This is a genomic window from Celeribacter ethanolicus (genome assembly GCF_001550095.1).
Classification (GTDB): domain Bacteria; phylum Pseudomonadota; class Alphaproteobacteria; order Rhodobacterales; family Rhodobacteraceae; genus Celeribacter; species Celeribacter ethanolicus.
Map to the genome: position 1 here is coordinate 115605 of NZ_LRUC01000036.1, position 18294 is coordinate 133898.

Annotated in this window: 19 protein-coding genes and 1 riboswitch; of the genes, 7 read left to right on the top strand and 12 right to left on the bottom strand. The window is 62.5% G+C overall.

The features are described from left to right. The first annotated feature begins 22 nt into the window (after positions 1-22). Positions 23-460: an ion channel gene (locus NH195_RS13520; protein WP_066707846.1), complete on the top strand. Its 438-nt coding sequence runs from the start codon at positions 23-25 to the stop codon at positions 458-460. Between the two features lie 48 nt (positions 461-508). On the opposite strand, the gene dapA is transcribed toward NH195_RS13520, so the two are convergent. After that, positions 509-1381, bottom strand: a complete 873-nt coding sequence (dapA, locus tag NH195_RS13525) for a 4-hydroxy-tetrahydrodipicolinate synthase (protein ID WP_066707850.1) — start codon at positions 1379-1381, stop codon at positions 509-511. A gap of 188 nt (positions 1382-1569) precedes the next feature. On the opposite strand from dapA, the gene NH195_RS13530 reads away from it, so the two are divergent. Beyond that, positions 1570-3507 (top strand): lytic transglycosylase domain-containing protein, encoded by a 1938-nt coding sequence (locus tag NH195_RS13530; protein WP_066707853.1) that lies wholly within the window; start codon positions 1570-1572, stop codon positions 3505-3507. Between the two features lie 11 nt (positions 3508-3518). Here NH195_RS13530 and NH195_RS13535 read toward each other — a convergent pair whose 3' ends face one another. Beyond that, positions 3519-4388 (bottom strand): DMT family transporter, encoded by an 870-nt coding sequence (locus NH195_RS13535; RefSeq protein ID WP_066707855.1) that lies wholly within the window; start codon positions 4386-4388, stop codon positions 3519-3521. After that, positions 4385-5074: a tRNA (5-methylaminomethyl-2-thiouridine)(34)-methyltransferase MnmC2 gene (gene mnmC2, locus NH195_RS13540; protein WP_066707858.1), complete on the bottom strand. Its 690-nt coding sequence runs from the start codon at positions 5072-5074 to the stop codon at positions 4385-4387. The genes NH195_RS13535 and mnmC2 overlap by 4 nt, the downstream gene beginning before the upstream one ends. A 75-nt stretch (positions 5075-5149) precedes the next feature. Between mnmC2 and NH195_RS13545 the strand changes: the two genes are divergently transcribed. Together NH195_RS13545 and NH195_RS13550 are read left to right on the top strand one after the other, a co-directional pair. Next, on the top strand, positions 5150-6190 hold the full coding sequence (locus NH195_RS13545) for an NAD(P)/FAD-dependent oxidoreductase (protein ID WP_066707861.1): 1041 nt from the start codon (positions 5150-5152) through the stop codon (positions 6188-6190). Further along, the gene (locus NH195_RS13550; RefSeq protein ID WP_066707864.1) at positions 6187-6579 is read left to right on the top strand and encodes a VOC family protein; all 393 of its coding nucleotides are present in this window, start codon (positions 6187-6189) and stop codon (positions 6577-6579) included. Before NH195_RS13545 ends, NH195_RS13550 begins: the two co-directional genes overlap by 4 nt. On the opposite strand, the gene NH195_RS13555 is transcribed toward NH195_RS13550, so the two are convergent. The 5 genes from NH195_RS13555 to NH195_RS13575 form a co-directional block, all read right to left on the bottom strand. After that, positions 6565-7104, bottom strand: coding sequence for an NADPH-dependent FMN reductase (locus tag NH195_RS13555; protein ID WP_066707867.1), 540 nt, complete (start codon positions 7102-7104; stop codon positions 6565-6567). The two genes, NH195_RS13550 and NH195_RS13555, sit on opposite strands and share 15 nt — an antisense overlap. Next, positions 7104-7718: a cob(I)yrinic acid a,c-diamide adenosyltransferase gene (cobO, locus tag NH195_RS13560; protein ID WP_066707869.1), complete on the bottom strand. Its 615-nt coding sequence runs from the start codon at positions 7716-7718 to the stop codon at positions 7104-7106. Before cobO ends, NH195_RS13555 begins: the two co-directional genes overlap by 1 nt. 12 nt (positions 7719-7730) lie before the next feature. Beyond that, positions 7731-8447 carry an LrgB family protein gene (locus tag NH195_RS13565; RefSeq protein ID WP_066707871.1) on the bottom strand — a complete coding sequence of 239 codons (717 nt, stop codon included), beginning with the start codon at positions 8445-8447 and terminating at the stop codon, positions 7731-7733. After that, positions 8440-8805 carry a CidA/LrgA family protein gene (locus NH195_RS13570; RefSeq protein WP_066707873.1) on the bottom strand — a complete coding sequence of 122 codons (366 nt, stop codon included), beginning with the start codon at positions 8803-8805 and terminating at the stop codon, positions 8440-8442. Before NH195_RS13570 ends, NH195_RS13565 begins: the two co-directional genes overlap by 8 nt. 153 nt (positions 8806-8958) lie before the next feature. Continuing rightward, positions 8959-10161, bottom strand: coding sequence for a TsoY family (seleno)protein (locus tag NH195_RS13575; RefSeq protein WP_066707875.1), 1203 nt, complete (start codon positions 10159-10161; stop codon positions 8959-8961). 220 nt (positions 10162-10381) lie between these two features. Here NH195_RS13575 and NH195_RS13580 point away from each other — a divergent pair, with 220 nt between their 5' ends. Together NH195_RS13580 and NH195_RS13585 are read left to right on the top strand one after the other, a co-directional pair. Further along, a complete protein-coding gene (locus NH195_RS13580; protein WP_066707883.1) occupies positions 10382-11230 on the top strand; it encodes an MOSC domain-containing protein in 849 nt (282 codons plus the stop codon). A gap of 102 nt (positions 11231-11332) precedes the next feature. Beyond that, positions 11333-11701, top strand: coding sequence for a hypothetical protein (locus NH195_RS13585; RefSeq protein ID WP_155846178.1), 369 nt, complete (start codon positions 11333-11335; stop codon positions 11699-11701). Positions 11702-11741: 40 nt separating this feature from the next. Here NH195_RS13585 and NH195_RS13590 read toward each other — a convergent pair whose 3' ends face one another. Together NH195_RS13590 and cobN are read right to left on the bottom strand one after the other, a co-directional pair. After that, positions 11742-12164 carry a GNAT family N-acetyltransferase gene (locus tag NH195_RS13590; protein WP_338012211.1) on the bottom strand — a complete coding sequence of 141 codons (423 nt, stop codon included), beginning with the start codon at positions 12162-12164 and terminating at the stop codon, positions 11742-11744. Further along, the gene (gene cobN, locus NH195_RS13595; RefSeq protein WP_066707889.1) at positions 12161-15838 is read right to left on the bottom strand and encodes a cobaltochelatase subunit CobN; all 3678 of its coding nucleotides are present in this window, start codon (positions 15836-15838) and stop codon (positions 12161-12163) included. The genes NH195_RS13590 and cobN overlap by 4 nt, the downstream gene beginning before the upstream one ends. Before the next feature lie 63 nt (positions 15839-15901). Here cobN and NH195_RS21555 point away from each other — a divergent pair, with 63 nt between their 5' ends. After that, positions 15902-16054 (top strand): hypothetical protein, encoded by a 153-nt coding sequence (locus tag NH195_RS21555; protein ID WP_198403431.1) that lies wholly within the window; start codon positions 15902-15904, stop codon positions 16052-16054. A gap of 11 nt (positions 16055-16065) precedes the next feature. On the opposite strand, the gene cobW is transcribed toward NH195_RS21555, so the two are convergent. Next, positions 16066-17133: a cobalamin biosynthesis protein CobW gene (cobW, locus tag NH195_RS13600; RefSeq protein ID WP_066707891.1), complete on the bottom strand. Its 1068-nt coding sequence runs from the start codon at positions 17131-17133 to the stop codon at positions 16066-16068. Positions 17134-17179: 46 nt separating this feature from the next. Next, positions 17180-17854, bottom strand: a complete 675-nt coding sequence (locus NH195_RS13605) for an energy-coupling factor ABC transporter permease (RefSeq protein WP_066708053.1) — start codon at positions 17852-17854, stop codon at positions 17180-17182. A gap of 37 nt (positions 17855-17891) precedes the next feature. Beyond that, positions 17892-18112, bottom strand: a riboswitch (cobalamin riboswitch). Positions 18113-18294: the final 182 nt, after the last annotated feature.

Here is an 18294-nt window from a genome sequence, read left to right on the forward strand (position 1 = left end):
ACGAAATATGACCGGAGCCCCCATGTTTCTCCAAATACTTGTCGGAAGCGGCCTTATTCTCCTGTCGGTCTTCGTGGCCGCCTTGGGGTTTCTGATGCTCGAACTGGTACTGCAACGGGCACACACTTGGCTGATCCGTGAACCGCATCGTCCGAAATTGGCGCTCGTGCTGTTCGGTGCCGTGCTGGCCGTGCTTTGGATGATCACGGCGGGGGTGTGGATCTGGGCCATCGCCTTTCGTTCTCTCGGGCTGTTCGTGCATTTCGAGGAGGCGCTGTATTTCTCTCTCGAATCCTTCACGACGCTGGGGTTTGGCGATTTGCTCTTGCCGGAAAAATGGCGCCTTCTCAGTGGTTTTGCCGCAACCAACGGGCTTTTGAACATCGGCATGATGACCGCGCTTCTGATGGAAGTGCTGCGCCATGTGCGGCGCACCCAGATCGAAAGCCGACATATGTAACGAAAAGGGGCCGCAAAGGGCCCCTTTCCGATTCGAATGTGTCGAGGCTCAGAGCAGCCCGGCGTGTTCCATCGCCGCCTTGATCGCGGCTTTGGTCTCATCCGACAGCGGCGTGAGCGGCAGGCGTACCTCGTCGGAGCACAGTCCCAGAAGCGACATCGCGTATTTCGCGCCGCATACACCGGGTTCAAGGAAGATCGCCAGGTGCAGCGGCATCAGCTTGTCGGTGATCTCGAGCGCGGTTGCGTAATCGCCCGCCTGTGTCGCGGCCTGCATCTCGGCACAAAGCTTCGGCGCGACGTTGGCGGTCACGGAGATACAGCCGACACCGCCATGGGCGTTGAACCCAAGCGCCGTGGCATCCTCGCCGGAGAGCTGACAGAACTCCGGCCCGCAGGCGATACGGGTTTTCGCCACGCGCGAGAGATCGCCGGTGGCATCCTTGACGCCGACGATACGCGGCAGTTTCGCAAGCTCCGCCATGGTCGCTGTGGTCATGTCGATCACGGAACGGCCCGGAATGTTGTAGATCACGATCGGCAGGTCGGCGGAGTCATGCATTGCGGTGAAATGCGCGATCAGGCCTTTCTGCGTCGGTTTGTTGTAATAGGGCGTCACCACGAGGGCGGCGTCCGCACCGACTTTTGCGGCATGCCGGATCAGGTTCAGACCCTCGGCGGTGTTGTTCGACCCGGCACCCGCGATCACCGGAATACGACCGGCGACGGTGTCGACGACGATCTCGATCACCTTCTGGTGCTCGGCATGGCTGAGCGTGGGGGATTCACCCGTGGTGCCGACGGGGACGAGGCCCGATGAGCTCTCGGCGATATGCCATTCGACCAGACGTTTGAGCGTATCGACATCCAGCTCGCCGTTCTTGAACGGCGTCACCAGTGCAGGAATGGATCCTTTGAACATCGTACGCTCCTTTTCGCAGTAAGGGCCCCAAGGCATTTTGCCCTGAGTCGCCCGTGAAAGTTCCGGCGGAAACTAGCCGCCTTCGGCGCGGTTCACAAGAATCTGTGTTGCTGTCCCCCGCGCGCGCGTTCATCCTTGGGAAAAACCGAGCAGTCCCCACAAGATATCCCGAAGGTCCAGACCCGATCATGTTTCAGAAGTCCGCCATGAAGACGGCTTACGTATTTGTATTTGCAGCTTTTTCCGCCATGTCCGCCGCGGCGTCGCCCGAATCGGATGCGCTGTCGCGGGCCAATGCGGCACGGGCGGAGGGCAATTGGTCCCTTGCACGCGAAGAGGCGCGCGGCATCGGGCGGGACATCATCGACTGGCAGTATCTGCGTGCGGGTCGGGGGACGTTTGCGGAATATCGCGATTTCCTGAAACGTCATGCCGATTGGCCCGGCCTGCCGCTTCTGGCGGAAAAGGGCGAGGCGGCGATCCCCGCCGATGCCGATCCGCGCGCGGTGATCGACTATCTCACCGCCTATCCGCCGCAAACCGGCGCGGGTGCGTTGCGTCTGATCGCGGCCTATGAGGCGCTTGGCCAGTCCGCGGATGCCCAGGCCGAAGCGGCGCTGGTCTGGAACACGCTGGCCTTGAAGGCGGAGGAGGAGCAGGCCCTTCTGGCGCGCTATGGCTCGATCCTGAAATCTTCCCATGTGGCGCGCACCGAGATGCTGCTTTGGCGGGACCGGTTCCGGGACGCAGAGCGGATGGTGCCAAACCTGCCCGCGGGCTGGGACAAACTCATCGCCGCCACCGCCGTTCTGGTGCGCGACGAGGCGGGCGTGGACGAGGCGATTTCCGCCGTCCCCGCAAGTCTCGCCGATCACCCGGTTCTGGCCCATGCGCGGTTCGAATGGCGGGTGCGCAGAGGGCGCAACGAGGATGCGGTGACGCTTTTGCTGCAACAATCGACGCCCGAGGGCTTGGGCAAGCCCGAGGTCTGGAGCGACCGGCGCCGCATGCTTGCGCGTCAGATGATGCGCGACGGCAAGGAGCAGATTGCCTATACGGTCGCCGCCCGTCACGGGCTGACCCCGGATCAAAGCGACTATGCCGATCTCGAATGGCTCGCGGGCTATGTCGCGCTGCGGTATCTCAAGGAGCCGGGAAAGGCGCTCGATCATTTCAACCGGTTTCGCATGGCGGTGAGCACGCCGATTTCCCTTGGCCGTGCGGGCTATTGGGAGGGCCGGGCGCTTGAGGCGATGGGGGCCAAGGATGATGCCGTCGCCGCCTATGCCTTTGGCGCGCAGTTTCAGACGTCGTTCTACGGGCTTCTGTCCGCCGAGAAAATCGGTCGTTCTCTCGATCCGGCCCTGACCGGTGAGATGCGCTTTGCCGATTACAAACAGGCGTCCTTCATGGGATCCTCGGTGCTCAAGGCCGCATTGTTGCTTGAAGAGGCCGGCGATTTGCCGCAATCCGCGCGTTTCATGCGTCATCTGGGCGAAAGCCTCTCGCCGCAGGAGTTGGGGCAATTGGGCGATCTGGCGCTCGATCACGATCCCTACCTTGCGGTTCTGGTGGCGAAATTCGCCGCCGATCAGGGCATCGTGCTCAATCGCGCCTATTATCCGCTGCATGCGCTTGCGAAGGCCGATCTTCCGGTCGAACCGGAGCTTGCCATGGCCATTGCCCGGCGCGAAAGCGAATTCTACCCCATGGCGCAGAGCCACGTCGGGGCGCGCGGGCTGATGCAGCTCATGCCACGCACCGGGGCCGCGATGGCGGAAAAGCTGGGGGTTGAGGACTATACTGACGGTCAGCTTTTCGATCCGATCATCAACGCACGCCTCGGCTCCGCCTATCTGGCGCAGCTCGAAGAGGAATTCGGCAACAACGTCATGCTGATCGCAGTGGGCTACAACGCCGGTCCGTCGCGCGCCCGCGACTGGATCACCCGTTATGGCGATCCCCGCACGGGCAAGGTCGATCCGGTTGACTGGATCGAACATCTGCCCTTCCGCGAGACCCGCAATTACGTGATGCGTGTGGCCGAAAGTCTACCGGTTTACCGCGCGCGCCTGCACGGGGAGACCGGGCCGATCCATCTGTCGAAGGAACTGGCGGCCCGTTAAGCCTCAAGGGGTTAAGCGCCCCGCACCTGACGGGCACGCAGAAAGGTGAATACACCGGCGGCCACGACGACCGCCGCGCCGATCACCACATTGTTGCGGATCACATCGCCAAAGACGAACAGCCTGAGAATGGCGGAAAACGGCAGTTGCAGATAGGCAAAGGGCTGGATCGCGGAAGCTTCGGACAGCTCATAGGCCTTGATCAGCAGGTAATGCGAAGAGATCGAGGTTACGCACAGGAGACCCATCCAGAGCCAGTCCGTGGGAAGCATCGCCTGCCAGTACCAGACGCCGATCAGTGTCGTGACCACGGCCCCCGCGATGCCGGTGTAGACAAAGGTGACATCGGCGCTGTCGAAGCGCGCGACATAGCGGTTGAGAAGCCCGTAGAGCGCAAAACAGAAGGCGGCTGCGATGGGGAAGACCGCGTTGAGGGAAAACACGCCGCTGCCCGGCTGGATGATGATCATCACGCCGATGAACCCGACCGCGACCGAGGCCCACCGCCGCCAGCCGATATGTTCACCCAGCACCGGCCCGGACAGCGCGGTGATCAAAAGCGGGTAGGCGGCAAAGATCGCGGGCGCATCCACCAGCCCCATGCGGACGAAAGCGGTGACCATGATCAGTATTTCAAAGGCCAGAAGCGCACCGCGAAAGAATTGCAGGCGCGGACGCGCCGAGCGCAGCACAGAGGTGAGCCGACCCTTGCGGGCCGCGAGTAACAGGACAAACCCTGCGAAGACCCAATAGCGGATCATCACGATCATGAAGACGTTATACGTCCCTGCGAGATGGCGGGAGATACCGTCCTGCATCGCAAAGATGAAGGTCGCGGCGACCATCAGCCAGATGCCGAGCGCCGGGGTCTGGTTCGTCATGCTTTCATACCGCGGCTCATGTGGCGTTTGCGCCCGAAGCCTGCCGTGCGTTCGACGGTGAACCCCGCGTCGCTGAGTTTCTGGCGCACATGGCCGGCCGCCGTATAGGTCGCGAAGGTGCCGCCCTGTGCTGTGTGACGCCCGACCTCACGCATCAGTTCCTCACCCCAAAGTTCGGGGTTTTTCGCAGGAGAAAACCCATCAAGGAACCAGGCATCCGCCTGACCGTCCCACCCGGCAAGCGTCTCGCGCGCATCGCCGATTTTGACCTCGACTTCAATCTGCCCCAACCGAAAGGCACGTTTGCCCTCCGCCCATGCGGTGAGAAATGGCTCTGCAATCGCCTCGGCCTCAGGGAAGGCCGCAAGTGCCTTGGCAATATCGGGGGCGGTCATCGGGAAGGCCTCGAACGAGGTAAACCGTACCAGGCTCGGCCCATGCCAGATCAGCGCCAGTGCCAGCATGTTGAGCCCGGTGCCAAAACCCAGTTCAGCAATCTGAAAGCCGTCCCGAAGCCGCGCGGGAAGGTTATTGCCCGAAAGGAAAACATGTCGCGTTTCCTCAAGCCCGTTGCCGAGCGAGAAATAGGGGTCGTCGAACCGGGTCGAAACGGGGATTTGCCCGTCGCGCCATTCGATGTTGGCTGTCTGGCCGCCAATCTGGTGGCCGGTCTGGTTGTTGGTCATGGGATGGCTTATGAGAGGGCGGGTTTGGCAGACCATGCTTTGAGCGGTGGTCACTTGCAACGGGTAAAAACGCAGATGGGCAGAGCGGAAATCACGATTTATGGCGCGGGCGCCTTTGGTCTGTCCTGCGGCTTTGAGGCGGCGAAACGCGGCGCGAAGGTGCGGGTGATCGACCCTTACGGTGTCGGTCATGGCTCCTCGGGTGGCATCGTCGGGGCGCTTGCGCCGCACACGCCGGAGCGCTGGAATGCCAAGAAGGAATTTCAGTTCCAAAGCCTGATCCTGGCGCGCAGCCATTGGCCGGAGGTCGAAGCCACGGGGGGCGTGTCTTCGGGCTATGGCAATCTGGGCCGCGTGCAAGCCATCAAGGACGAGCGCCAATTGCAACTCGCCCGCGAGCGCGAAGATCAGGCAAAAGAGCTTTGGCAGGGTAAGGCCGAGTGGCGTGTCGTGACGCAGGGCGAGACGGGCTATTGGGCGCCGATCAGCCCGACCGGGTATCTTATTCACGACACGCTTTCGGCGCGGCTCAACCCATGGCGGGCCTGCGCCTCGCTTGCCGCCGCGATCACGGCATTGGGGGGCGAGGTCGCCACAGAAGGCCCCGAAGAGGGCGCGGTGATCCATGCCTCCGGCTGGTGGGGGCTCCGCGCGCTCAATGAGGCGTTCGGCAAAGAGGTCGGCAATGGTGTGAAGGGGCAGGCGATCCTTTTGGAGTTGCCGCTCCCCGAAGCGCCGCAGCTTTACGGCGAGAGCCTGCATGTCATCCCGCATGCCGACGGCACCACGGCGATCGGGTCTACGTCTGAGCGCGAGTTCGACAGTTCCGACGCCACGGACGCGCAAGCCGACGCGCTTTTGGCACGCGCGCGCGACACCGTGCCTGCACTCCGGGATGCGCCCGAGATTCGCCGCTGGGCCGGGGTACGCCCGCGTGCCAAATCCCGCGCGCCGATGCTGGGGGGATGGCCCGAACGCGCGGGACATTTCATCGCCAACGGGGGGTTCAAGATCGGCTATGGCATGGCGCCGCTTGCCGCACAGGTTTTGATTGACCTTGTGCTGGAGGGGCGCGACGCTGTTCCGGAAGAGTTCCGCGTGGAGGCGAGCCTATGAAAGTGACCTCTCTCGATCACCTCGTGCTGACCGTGGCCGACATCCCGGCGACCGTGGCGTTTTACACCGAGGCGCTGGGCATGGAGTCGGAAAAATTCCACCCGTCCGATGGCACCACGCGCCATGCGCTGCGCTTTGGGGCGCAAAAGATCAACTTGCATCAGGCCGGGCAGGAATTCGAACCGAAAGCCGCCCATGTGCAGGCGGGCTCGAGCGATCTGTGTTTTTTGACGGATATGCCTGTGGCCGACTGGATGCGGCATCTGTCGGACAAAGGAATTTCCGTCGAGGAAGGTCCGGTCAGCCGCACCGGCGCGACCGGGCCGCTTTTGTCGATCTATCTGCGCGACCCGGACGGCAATCTGATTGAGCTGTCAAACCGGCTTTGACGCGGCCTCACGCAGGGCGGTCATGAGCTTTTCAAGCCCGGCCACGGTGCGCTCATTGATCAACCGCCCCTGAGGGTCGAAGGCATGCGAGCTGTCGGCCACCAGAACCTCCGGCGCTTGCAACAGATGTGCGTTGAACGGGGTCAACGCCCAGCGAAGACTATATTGCGAGCGCTCCCCGCCCGCGCGTCCCGCCGCCGCCGACATGATCGCGACGGGTTTGCCCTCCCAGGGTTTCACCCCGGTGCGGCTCACCCAGTCGAGGGCATTCTTGAGAAGACCGGGGATCATCTTGTTATACTCCGGCGTCGACATCACAACCGCATCGGCATCGCGGATCTGCTCAGCCAGCACCATGACCTCGGACGGAATGCCCTCTGCTTCCAGATCGGCGTCATAAAGCGGCAGGCGCAGGTTGGCCTCGGTGAACTCGCAGGGCCCAAAGAGCCGCACCGCCTCATGCATGAGTTTCGTATTGGTCGAGGCGGCCCGCAGCGCGCCCGAGATGCCGAGAAGTTTGAGCATCAGAACTCCACCCCCTGTTGCGCTTTCACGCCGGAGCGGAACGGGTGTTTCACCAGTTCCATCTCGGTCACCAGATCGGCGATCTCGATGATCTCCTCCTTGGCGTTGCGCCCGGTCAGGACGACATGGGTCAGGGGCGGTTTCTCCGTGGTGAAGAAATCCACCACCTCCTGCACATCGAGATAGTCATAACGCAGCGCGATGTTGATCTCGTCGAGCAACACCATGCGGTTCTCCGGATCGCGGATCAGCTCCTTGGCCTTCTCCCACGCAGCTTTCGCCATTTCGATGTCGCGGGCCTTGTCCTGCGTCTCCCAGGTAAAGCCCTCACCCATCGTGTAAAACTGGCAGATGTCAGAGAAATGTTCTGTGATCAGATCGCGCTCACCACAGTCCATGCCGCCCTTGATGAATTGCACCACGGCAGAAGGCATCCGATGCGCGATACAGCGGAAAATCATCCCGAAGGCGGCGGAGCTTTTGCCCTTGCCCTTGCCGGTATGGACGATGATCAGCCCCTTCTGATCGGTCTTGGTGGCCATGATCTTGTCGCGGGCAGCCTTTTTCTTGGCCATCTTGGCGGCGTGGCGGTCAAGGTCGTTCTGGTCTGACATGTGTCCTCCCGGTCAGAAAAACAGTTGTACGAAGATCGGTGCGATCAACGAGGTGAAAATCGCGTTGAGCACCATGCCGATCCCGGCGAACGCGCCCGCCGTGCCATCGACCTGAAACGCGCGCGCCGTGCCGATGCCGTGCGCGGCCACACCGGTGGCAAAGCCGCGTGCCCGATAGTCGCGCACTCCGATGAGGTTGAGAAGGGGTGTCGTGACGACAGCGCCGATCACTCCGGTGATCAGGACCAAAGCGACGGTCAGGGTCGACAACCCGCCGATGGTCTCGGACACACCGATGGCGACTGGCGAGGTCACCGCCTTGGGTACGAGCGACAGCAAGACCTCGCCTCTGAGCCCGCAAGCATAGCCGATGGCGGTGGCCGAGACCATGGCAACGAGTCCGCCGACCACGAGAGCAGCCAACATCGGCAGGGCGCTTTTCTTGATCCGCTGCCAGTTCTTCCAAAGCGGCACGGCGAGTGCCACCGTGGCCGGCCCGAGCAGGAAGTGGACGAATTGCGCGCCTTCGAAATAGGTCGTGTAGCTGGTCTTGGTGGTCACCAACAGTGTCGACAGCAGGATCATCGAGATCAGCACCGGGTTCACGAAAGGGCGGTTCCCCGAAAGGTTGAACGCGCCGAGTCCGATCAGATAAGCCAGAAGCGTCAGCGTCAGCCACAAAAGCGGACTGGTGGAGAGATAGCTCCAGATGTCTAGGATCTCAGTCATTTTGCCGCTCATCCTTGTAGCCACGCGCCTGGTTGACGAATTTGAACGTCAGCGCTCCCGCCGCGATGGAGAGCACCGTCGATCCGACGAGGGCGGCGGCCAGAGGTAGGCCGATGGTGGACATCTGGTCGAGATATTGCACGATGCCGACCCCCGCAGGCACGAACAGAAGCGAGAGATGCGACAGCAGTCCGCTTGCGGTTTTTTCGATTGCCGGACCAACACGGGGGCGGGTCAGAAGCAGGATGGCCAGAAGAACCATGCCGATCACCGGGCCGGGCAGGGGCAAGGAAAAAGAGCGGGCGAGGATTTCACCGACAAGCTGAAACCCGAGGAGAATGCCGAAATGCAGGATCATGTGCGTGCCTCGTTGCTGCGCCGGATGACGCGGAGGCAGTTTTACGCGCTTGCGGGCGCGCTGCAAGCACACAAGGCCGGGCAAATCAGGCATAGCGGACATGAAAAAGGCGCACCCCTCACGGATGCGCCCTTCCCGTCAGATCGCGAGGCTTTATTCTGCCGGAACCGGCGTCGCCTGCGTGCGACTGAAATGCTGGGCATTCAGGCGGAACACCAGCGCGATCATGGCGAACTGGAAGCCAAAGGCGATGGCGGTGATCGCCCAATAGATCACGCTGAATTTTTCGATCACCCCGGCCTGCACCAGACCGGCGTTGACGAAAAACTGGATCAGCACCGAAAGCGCTACCCCCGGACAGACCAAAGCATAAGAGCCGGGAGAGGTTTTCGACCCGAAGACGAAATCCTTGAAATAGCCCTGACGTTTCAAAACGACGAGGCCGAGGCCTAGAAAGACAACCTGAAGCGACAGCATGCGGGCGAGGAACATCATCGTGCTGGCCGGATCGGAATGGCCCTCGAACGTGTGCAGCCCGTGTGCCTGACGCATGAACAGGATCGACAGGATGGTGACGATCGGAATCACGATCAGAAGCGTCGGGCCGGATTCCTCATGCGTGCCGTAGTGCAGCATCGAGTTGAAGGCCGTGGTCAGTGCAACCAGCGCATAGATCAGGGCCGCGACCGCGAAGAAGGTCGAAAGCACAAGCCCGGTCGCCACGATCCACGGCACATGCGACATGGCGGCAGGAGCGGCAAAGCCCACGCCGACCATGGAAAGTGCGAAGGCTGGCAGCATCTGGGCGAAGGAGTTATGCGATGTCACATCGAACACACCACCCTTGGCGAGTACCCGCCCGAGAAAATCGCCGATGATCGACAGCGCGATCCAGCCGATGATACCGAAGGCGATCATCGCGAAGGGAAAGAGATATTCCACCACGGGCCACAGCCCCGGCACATAGACCATGCCCGCCACGAAGAGCGCGTTGACCGACATGGCGAGTGCCAGCGGCATCGCCAGCATGGTCGATTCCGCATTCGAATTGCGCAGCGCCTGAAACCGTTCGGTTTTCTTAAGCGCCGCATATTGGCCGAGGTTCCAGATCAGGTATTTGAGGTTGAGAAAGACGAAGACGGCAATGCCGAGCCAGGCCACCAGAATGGCGATTTTCATCGGCAGGGCACCGGTGGAAAAGGCGGTGAGAATGTCTTCGAACACCGGCACCGGGCGGCCCGGATGGGGCACCCAGAACATGAGATACATGAAGAAGGTGACAGAGAGGCCACCGGCGCCGAGCGAGGCGAGGAAGTACGTCGGGACGTAATGGTCCGCTGCACGTGTCGGTTTCATGAGGGTCTCCTGAGATATATTCCGTTTGTCGAATGTATTTTCGGGAAAAGATATATTCTGGACACATGTCAAAACGCCGCGCGACGAAATGGATCGGCGAGAATGCGCCGAATGCAAGGGCGCCATTGATGAAATCCCGCCTGTCTTTTGAGGCAACTGGCCCTTCCGCAAACAAAGCGTTAGGTGTTGACCGCATGGCAACCTGTTGATCGGGGGGACAATGAAGCTGGCGCGTATCACAACCTATCCGGTCAAGAGTCTGACCGGGTCGGATCATGCCGCCGTCAAGGTTCAGCCGATCGGCATCGAAGGCGATCGGCGCTGGGCGGTTGTCTATCCGAACGGGATCGTTGCGACGCGTCGGGAATTGCCGCGCATGGCACATCTGAGCGCGGTTTGCACCTCCTATGGCATTTCGATTTCCTTTGAAGGCGCTCGTCTCGATGTGCCTTTCCCCTCCGGTGCGCCGAGTTCGGTCAAGGTGTTTTCCTGCCTGATCGAGGGTGTCGAGGATGCGGGCAATTACGCTTCGCATTTCCTGTCCTCCGCGCTCGAACGCGAGGTGCGACTCGTATGGTTTCCCGAGACGGCCCGCCGTCCGGTGTCCCGCGCCTATGCTGGCGAGGGGTATTTCACAGCCTTCTCCGATGGCTATCCGCTGCTCTTGACCACGATGGCCTCTCTGGCGGAGCTGAACGCGGAACTGGCCGCACCGGTGGAGATGCAGCGGTTTCGCCCCAATGTCGTGATCGCCGGCGATATCGAGCCCTGGTCCGAGGACACCTGGCGGGTGATCCGCATCGGCTCTGCGGTGTTTCGTGTGGTCAAGCCCTGCGAGCGCTGTGTCATGATCACCCAGGATCCGCAGACCGGCGAGCAGACCCATCCGCGTGAACCGCTTGCGACGCTGGGGCGCCTTCACCGCGCGGTCACGGGTAAGATCATCTTCGGCCAGAATCTGGTCGTCGAAGAAGAAGGCAGCATCGTTCTCGGCGATGAGGTCGAGGTGCTGGAACGCGGTCCGTCCAATATGCTCGACCCGAAGCGCGGTGGCGAGCAGTCGTTTTAGCTGAACCCATGGCATAAGCGGCGGGTCGCGTGAGGCTCCGGTTGTCGCGCCCCTCGAACCGGCGTTAATCCTTCGTTAACCATGTCGGGCGAAGCTGTCGGCATGAAACCGATCTTTGTGCTCCTGACCCTGTTCCTTCTCACCGGCTGTGTCGCGGACAGTCCCGCTCTGGGGTATTCCCGCGCGGGGTTTTATCCGGTGGAGATCGGCGGCAACAGCTATCGCGTCTATACCGAAGAAACCCGCAATTGTGTCGAGGTGCATCGCGTCAACATGGTCTTCCCGCCGCCCTCGCGCAGGCTGATCCTGACGCAGATGGAAACTGCGGCGATGCAGACGACGGGGTGCAGGATCAAGAAGGGCACGTTCATCGGCGATCAGGCGATGTCGAAAGGCCAGATCGACTGCTCCGACGGTCCTGGCGCCAAGGACTGGGTGCCCGGCACCTGCGATACGCGTCCCTGGCGATGAGCGTCACACTGGTTTCTGAAAGGTGATCGAGGTCGGCCGATCATAGCCCGCATGTGCATTGCGCCCGGTTTCGACAAATCCGAGCCGGGTGAACACTGCATGGTTCTCCGTCAACTCCACGCGCGTCTCCAATTCCAACCGATCCAGCCCCAATGCGCGCGCGGTCTTCTGCCATCCCGATCAGAGCGCGCGCCAATCCCTTGCCCTGCATGGCTTCCGCTACCGCCAGCTTGCCGATGTAGAGCCGTCCGGGCTTTTCCGTCAGGATCACGCAGGCAATGAGCGGCGCGCCAATGCCCCAAAGCTCCTTCGTGCGGGCGTCGTCCGTCAGGCTCGCAAGCGTCATCCGGTGCATCGAGGACGGTGGGTCGACACGCCCCTCCATTCCGGCAAAGGCCGTCCTGATCAAATCCAGCGCCTCGGTCACACGCGCCTCCTCCGGCGCAATCCGTTCCGGTGTCATAGAAGCCTCTCCAAGAGCCCCCGCGCCGAATTCGACCGGGGCCGCCACAAGCCGCGCTCCATCGCCTCGATCAGCCGCTCCGCGATCTCGCGCAACGCGGGCGCATTGTGCTCGGCGATGAAGTCGCGCGTGTCATCGTCCTCGATAAAGGCGGCGTGCACCAGATCGAAATGATGGTCCTTAACTGCATGGGTCGTGGCGGCGAAGGCGAACATGTAATCCACCGTCGCGGCAATTTCGAACGCGCCCTTGTAGCCGTGGCGTTTGACGCCATTGATCCATTTCGGATTGACCACGCGAGACCGGACCACCCGACCGATCTCCTCGTCGAGCGTGCGGATCACCGGGCGTTCCGGTCGCGAATGGTCGTTGTGGTAGATCGGGCGATCACGGCCCTGAAGTGTCGCAACTGCCGCCGCCGCCCCGCCTTCGAACTGATAATAATCGTCGCTGTCCAACAGGTCGTGTTCGCGGTTGTCCTGATTCTGCACGATGGCCTCGACCTCTGAAAGCCGCGCCTCGAACCCTTCGCGGTCCCTGACACCCTCCTGCGCAGCACCGTAAGCATAGCCGCCCCATTCGAGATAGGCCGCCGCCAGATCGGCCTTGTCCGTCCAGATCCGCTCGTCGATCATCGCCTGAAGCCCGGCACCGTAAGCCCCCGGTTTCGACCCGAACACACGGGATTTGCCCTCTCCCCGCCGCGCCCGTGCTGCCGCCGGGTTGTCCTCCTCGGGCTCATCAAGGGCCTGAACGGCCCGCGCCGCACTGTCGACCAGAGCAATGAGTTGCGGGAAGGCATCGCGGAAAAATCCCGATACCCGAAGTGTCACATCCACCCGCGGGCGGCCCAGCACGGAGGCAGGCAAAATCTCGAACCCGGTGACGCGCCGCGACATCGTATCCCATGTCGGTTTGACCCCCATCAGCGCCAGAGCCTGCGCAATGTCATCGCCGCCGGTGCGCATGTTCGCCGTGCCCCATGCGGTGATCAGCAGGCTGCGCGGCCAGTCGCCATGCTCTTGCAAATGCCGCTCGATCAGCAGATTGGCGGATTTCCATCCCAACTGCCACGCGGTCTGTGTCGGCACGGCGCGGGCATCGACCGAATAGAAATTCTTCCCCGTCGGCAGTACATCCAGCCGTCCGCGCGTCGGCGCACCGGAGGGGCCGGGCGGGACGAAGCGCCCGTCAAGACCGGTCAGCAGCGCCTCCATCTCGGCGGAGCCACAGGCGGCGACCATGGGCAGAACTTCCGCCCGCAAGTTCTCAAGCACGGCCTGTGACGCGGGGCCGGGGGCGTCCAATCCCTCGTCCAGAAGCTGTGCGGAATAAAGCTCGATCCGCTCGACCGTATCGCCATGCGTCCGCCAGATGTCGGCGCTGGTTTGGATCAGGCATTCAGGCCGTTCATCCCCGCAGGCTTGTGTCATATCGCAGTCGAGCGGATCGAAATTCAGACCCAAATCCAGCGCAATCGCCCGGATCAGAGACGCATTGCGCCCCTTGCCATCGCCGCGCGGCACCCGCACCAGCGCAAGCGCCAGATCGCGCGCCAGACGTCCTTCGGGGGCGGTGCCGAAGATGTGCAGCCCGTCGCGGATCTGTGCCTCCTTGAGTTCGCACAGATAGGCGTCGAGCTTGGCCAGATCGCCGTCCTCATCCGTCCCGGTCATGCCGACGTCGCGGTCCAGACCGGTCACGGAACTCAGGCTCAAAATCTCCCGGCGCAGGGTCGATATGCGGCGCGGATCGACGCCTGCGGCTTCGAAATATTCGTCCACCAAAGCCTCCAGATCGCGCAACGGACCATAGGTTTCCGCGCGGGTGAGAGGGGGCGTCAGGTGGTCGATGATCACGGCCTGCGCCCGGCGTTTGGCCTGCGTCCCTTCGCCGGGATCGTTGACGATGAACGGGTAAAGATGCGGCATCGGGCCGAACACTGCCTCGGGCAGGCAGGTCTCCGACAGCGCCACAGCCTTGCCTGGCAGCCATTCCATATTGCCATGCTTGCCCATGTGGGCCACGGCCTGCGCGCCGAAACTGTGCCGCAGGTAGAGGTAGAAGGCGAGGTAATTGTGCGGCGGCGCGAGGTCCGGGGAATGGTAGGTCTCGGTCGGGTCGATGTTATAGCCCCGCGCGGGTTGCACGCCCACCACGACATTGCCGAAGGTCAGGATCGAGAGGGCAAAACCCTCCGCGGTCACGAAAGGATCGTCCTCCGGCTGGCCCCACCTCTCCTCGATCTTTTGCCGCACCGGCTCGGGCAGGGTCTCATAGCGCGCGCGATAGTCGGCAAGCGCCATCCGCACGCCGCCCTGCCGTGCCGCGCGATCCGTCAGCCAGTTGGTCGGGCCGCGCATAATCTGTTGCATCAGACCGTCGCTGTCGGGGGGCGGGGCGTCGACGACATAGCCCTCCGCCGCCAACCGGTGCAGTGTGTTCACCGTCGCGGCGGGGGTGTCGAGGCCGACACCATTCGCCAGCCGCCCGTCCTTGTTCGGATAGTTCGCCAAAACCAGCGCGACTTTGCGTTTGGCGCGCGGCATGTGGCGCAGGCGTGCCCAGTTGGCGGCAAGCTCCGCGACAAAGCCAATCCGGCTCTCCTCCGCGCGATAGGTGGCGATGGTGCATTCGGTGGCGTCGTCGCGGTAGGCCTCGCCCTTGAACGACACCGCGCGGGTCATCACCCGGCCATCCACCTCGGGCAGCGCGACGTTCATCGCGATGTCCCGGGCCGACAGCCCGCTCGTCCCCGTCTCCCATGCCTCATGCGACGATCCTGCCAGCACGACCTGAAACACCGGCGCGCCATTGGTCGCGGGGTTGCTCAGGGGCGTGTCCGTGCCGCCGCTTTCCGGCGTGCCGACGGCAAAGGCGGTGCAATTGAGGATGACCTCCGGCGGTGCCTCCTGAAACAGGCTCTCCAATGTGGCGGCCGACACCGGGTCTTTCAGCGAAGCGACAAAGACCGGCAGAGGGTTAAGCCCCTGTGCCATCAGCGCTTCGATCAGACCATTGATCGGGCCAAGCCCCGCGCCCTGCACCAGCGCGCGGTAAAACACCAGCGGTACGACAGGCGCGCCCTCGGTCCACAGATTCTCAAGCTGACCGAGATCGGCAACACCCTTGCCCGGCCAATAGAGACCCGCCCGCAACAGCGGCTTGGCCGGGGCGGGTTTCTCGCCACCGTCGAGCATGGCGCGGGCATAGGACAGGAACGCGACCGCATTCTCCGCTCCGCCCTCGGTCAGATAGGACCAGAGCCGGTGATAATCCTCGGTCGAAACGGTCGAAAGCGCGGCAAGCTCCGCGTCCGGTTTGTCATCGCCCGGAAGCGCGACAAAGGCCACGCCCGCCTCATGCAACCGCGCGGCATATTGTTCGAGCCCGTATTTCCAATAGCCCGCGCCCCCCAGCACGCGCGCGATCACCATCCGGGATTTGGTGGCGCATGTGTCGAGATGCAGATCGACCGACATCGGGTGACGCAGATGCAGGAGCGAGGCAAGCCGCAGCGTCGGCGCCTCCGTCATCGCGGCACGGGCCTCAGACAAAAGCGCAAGCTCGGTGTCCGCCGCCGAGATCACCACCAGATCGGCGGGGCTTTGTCCAAGGTCCACGGCCTCGCTGCCGTCGTCGATCGAACCGGGGGTGGCGGCGAGCAGATGCATCGCTTCTCCTTGTCACGCCCCGCGTTTCGGGGCATTGCTCGGAAAACTCCAAAGAGGTCTCCGATGGATTATTCGAAAATGGGCGGGCCGAAAAAGCTCTCCGGCGCGCCGAAACATGGCGAGCACAAACGCCAGCAGCCGAAAGGCAAGCAAACGCCGAAAGCCGAACTTCTGGCGCGGATGAAAGCGGCTGCGGATAAGAAGAAGGCCGACTGACGACCTTCCCTTTACGCCTTCAACGCGGCTTCGATCGCGGTGCGGTCGAGGCCAGCCTCGCCGATGACGACAAGTCGTGACAGGCGGGGCGCGGTGCCGAAGGGCTGATCGAAATAGCTGTCGACGCGCGGCCCCACGGCCTGAAGCGTCAGGCGCATCGGCTTGTCCCGGACTGCGACAAACCCCTTGAGCCGCAGGATGTCGTGATCCCGGATCACCTGCGCGACCTGTTCGGCAAAGGTTTTCGGGTCCTCGATCTCGGCCCGGATCACCACGAAGCTCTCGAACTCGTCATGGCCGTGCTTATGGGGATGATCGTCGTGGTGGTCGTCATCATCATGATTGTCGTGATGGTGGTGATGCACCTCGTGGCGGGCCTCAAGATCGCCCTCGGCGCCGATCCCTTGTCCCAAAAGCACATCCACCGGCAAAGCCCCCATGGTCGCGCGCAGCACATGCACGCCCGGTCGAGCCTCATCCTTGAGCTTGCGCACCAGTGCTTCCGCCTGATCCTCGCCCAAAAGATCCGCCTTGTTCACCACGATCATGTCGGCGCAGGCGATCTGATCCTCGAACAATTCGGACAGTGGTGTCTCATGGTCGAGGTTCTCGTCCAGCTTGCGCTGCGCATCCACGGCGGCGACGTTATGGGCGAACTGCCCCTCGTCCACCGCCTTGCCGTCGACCACGGTCACGACGCCATCGACGGTGACCTGTGTCGAAATCTCCGGCCAGTTGAAGGCGCGCACCAAAGGCTGGGGCAACGCAAGACCGGACGTCTCAATCACGATGTGATCCGGCTTGTCTTCGCGCGCCAGAAGTTTCTGCATCGTCGGGATAAATTCATCCGCCACGGTGCAACAGATGCAGCCGTTCGACAGCTCCATCACATCCTCATCCGTACAGGTCGCGTCGCCGCACCCCTTGAGAATGTCGCCATCAATGCCGAGATCGCCGAATTCGTTGATGATCAGGGCAATGCGCTTGCCCTCGGCATTCGCCAACATGTGCCGGATCAGGGTCGTTTTGCCCGCGCCGAGAAAGCCCGTCACGACGGTTGCAGGAATTTTCGCTGCCATATCAGTATCCTTTGAAAAACGCCGGGGCCAAAGCCCCGGCACCGGCTCACGCCGACAGCGTGCGCGAGGACACGAGACCGGTCTTGCCCAGCCCCTTGATGGCTTTCGCACCCGCCAGAACGGCAAGATCCACCAGCGGCTCAAGGATGATGACGGTCATATAGGCGCCGCCGAATATGCCGACCGCGGCAAGGCTTTCGGCCGAGAAACCCTGACCGTAAAACGCCCAGAACCCGACCCAGATCACGATCCCCGCCTGATAGGTGGTCGAAAGCGCCAGCGCCTGTTTGTAGGACACATCAGCATAGGCCGTATCCGGCGCGATGATGCGCTGTGCAACGGCCTTGATGCCGAACAAAGGCACCAGAAGCGTGGTGACGTTCATGCCATATTGCGGCAGATCGAAGGGGGCGAAAAACACGCCCTGCGCCAAAAGCCCGAGTGCCAGACCCAGCGCGGCGGGTGCCGCCCCGAACAACAGAAACAGTGTCGAGCCGAGGATCAGGTGTACCTCGGAGACGCCCACCGGGTAATGCGGCAGGACCTGAAAGAACACGAAAACGGCGGCGGTCGAAATCACGGTCCGGGCAAGAAACGACCCCACGCCCTGATCGCGCAGCGCGCCGATGCTTTCCTTGAGAGTGTAAAGGCCAGCGCCCGCAGCGGTGGCATAAGACAGTGCGATCTTCGCACCGGTGACAATACCGGGTTCGATATGCATCGAATGATCCTCCATGGCCGTCATCCCCGACGGCGGGTTGAGTTATGTGGTCAGGGCTGGTCTCCTGGCTCGCGGGTCGAAGCGCTCTCGTCACCTTCCCAAGGTTTCCCTCAGTGGTATGCCGACGGGCACTCACCGCTTACAGTCGCGGGGGCGGCTGTGGCCTTGTGCTCCGGGATGGATCACACGCACCACATTCCCATTTCTCCCCGAACGCTTTTGCGCCTGTCTCGGGGAACCATGACGCGCCTATTTGGCGCGTGCAGCATGGCAGGGTCAAGCGTTTTGCGGGGCCTTGCCGGAAGGTCAGGTCCCCCTAGCCCCGTGAATGCGCGATATTTTGTGGATAACTTCGCCGTTTTCCCCATATCTCGGGGTAGACCCGTTGACTCGCGCGCGTGCCTCCCGAACAGTTTTCTTTCAGAAAGAATCAGGAAGAG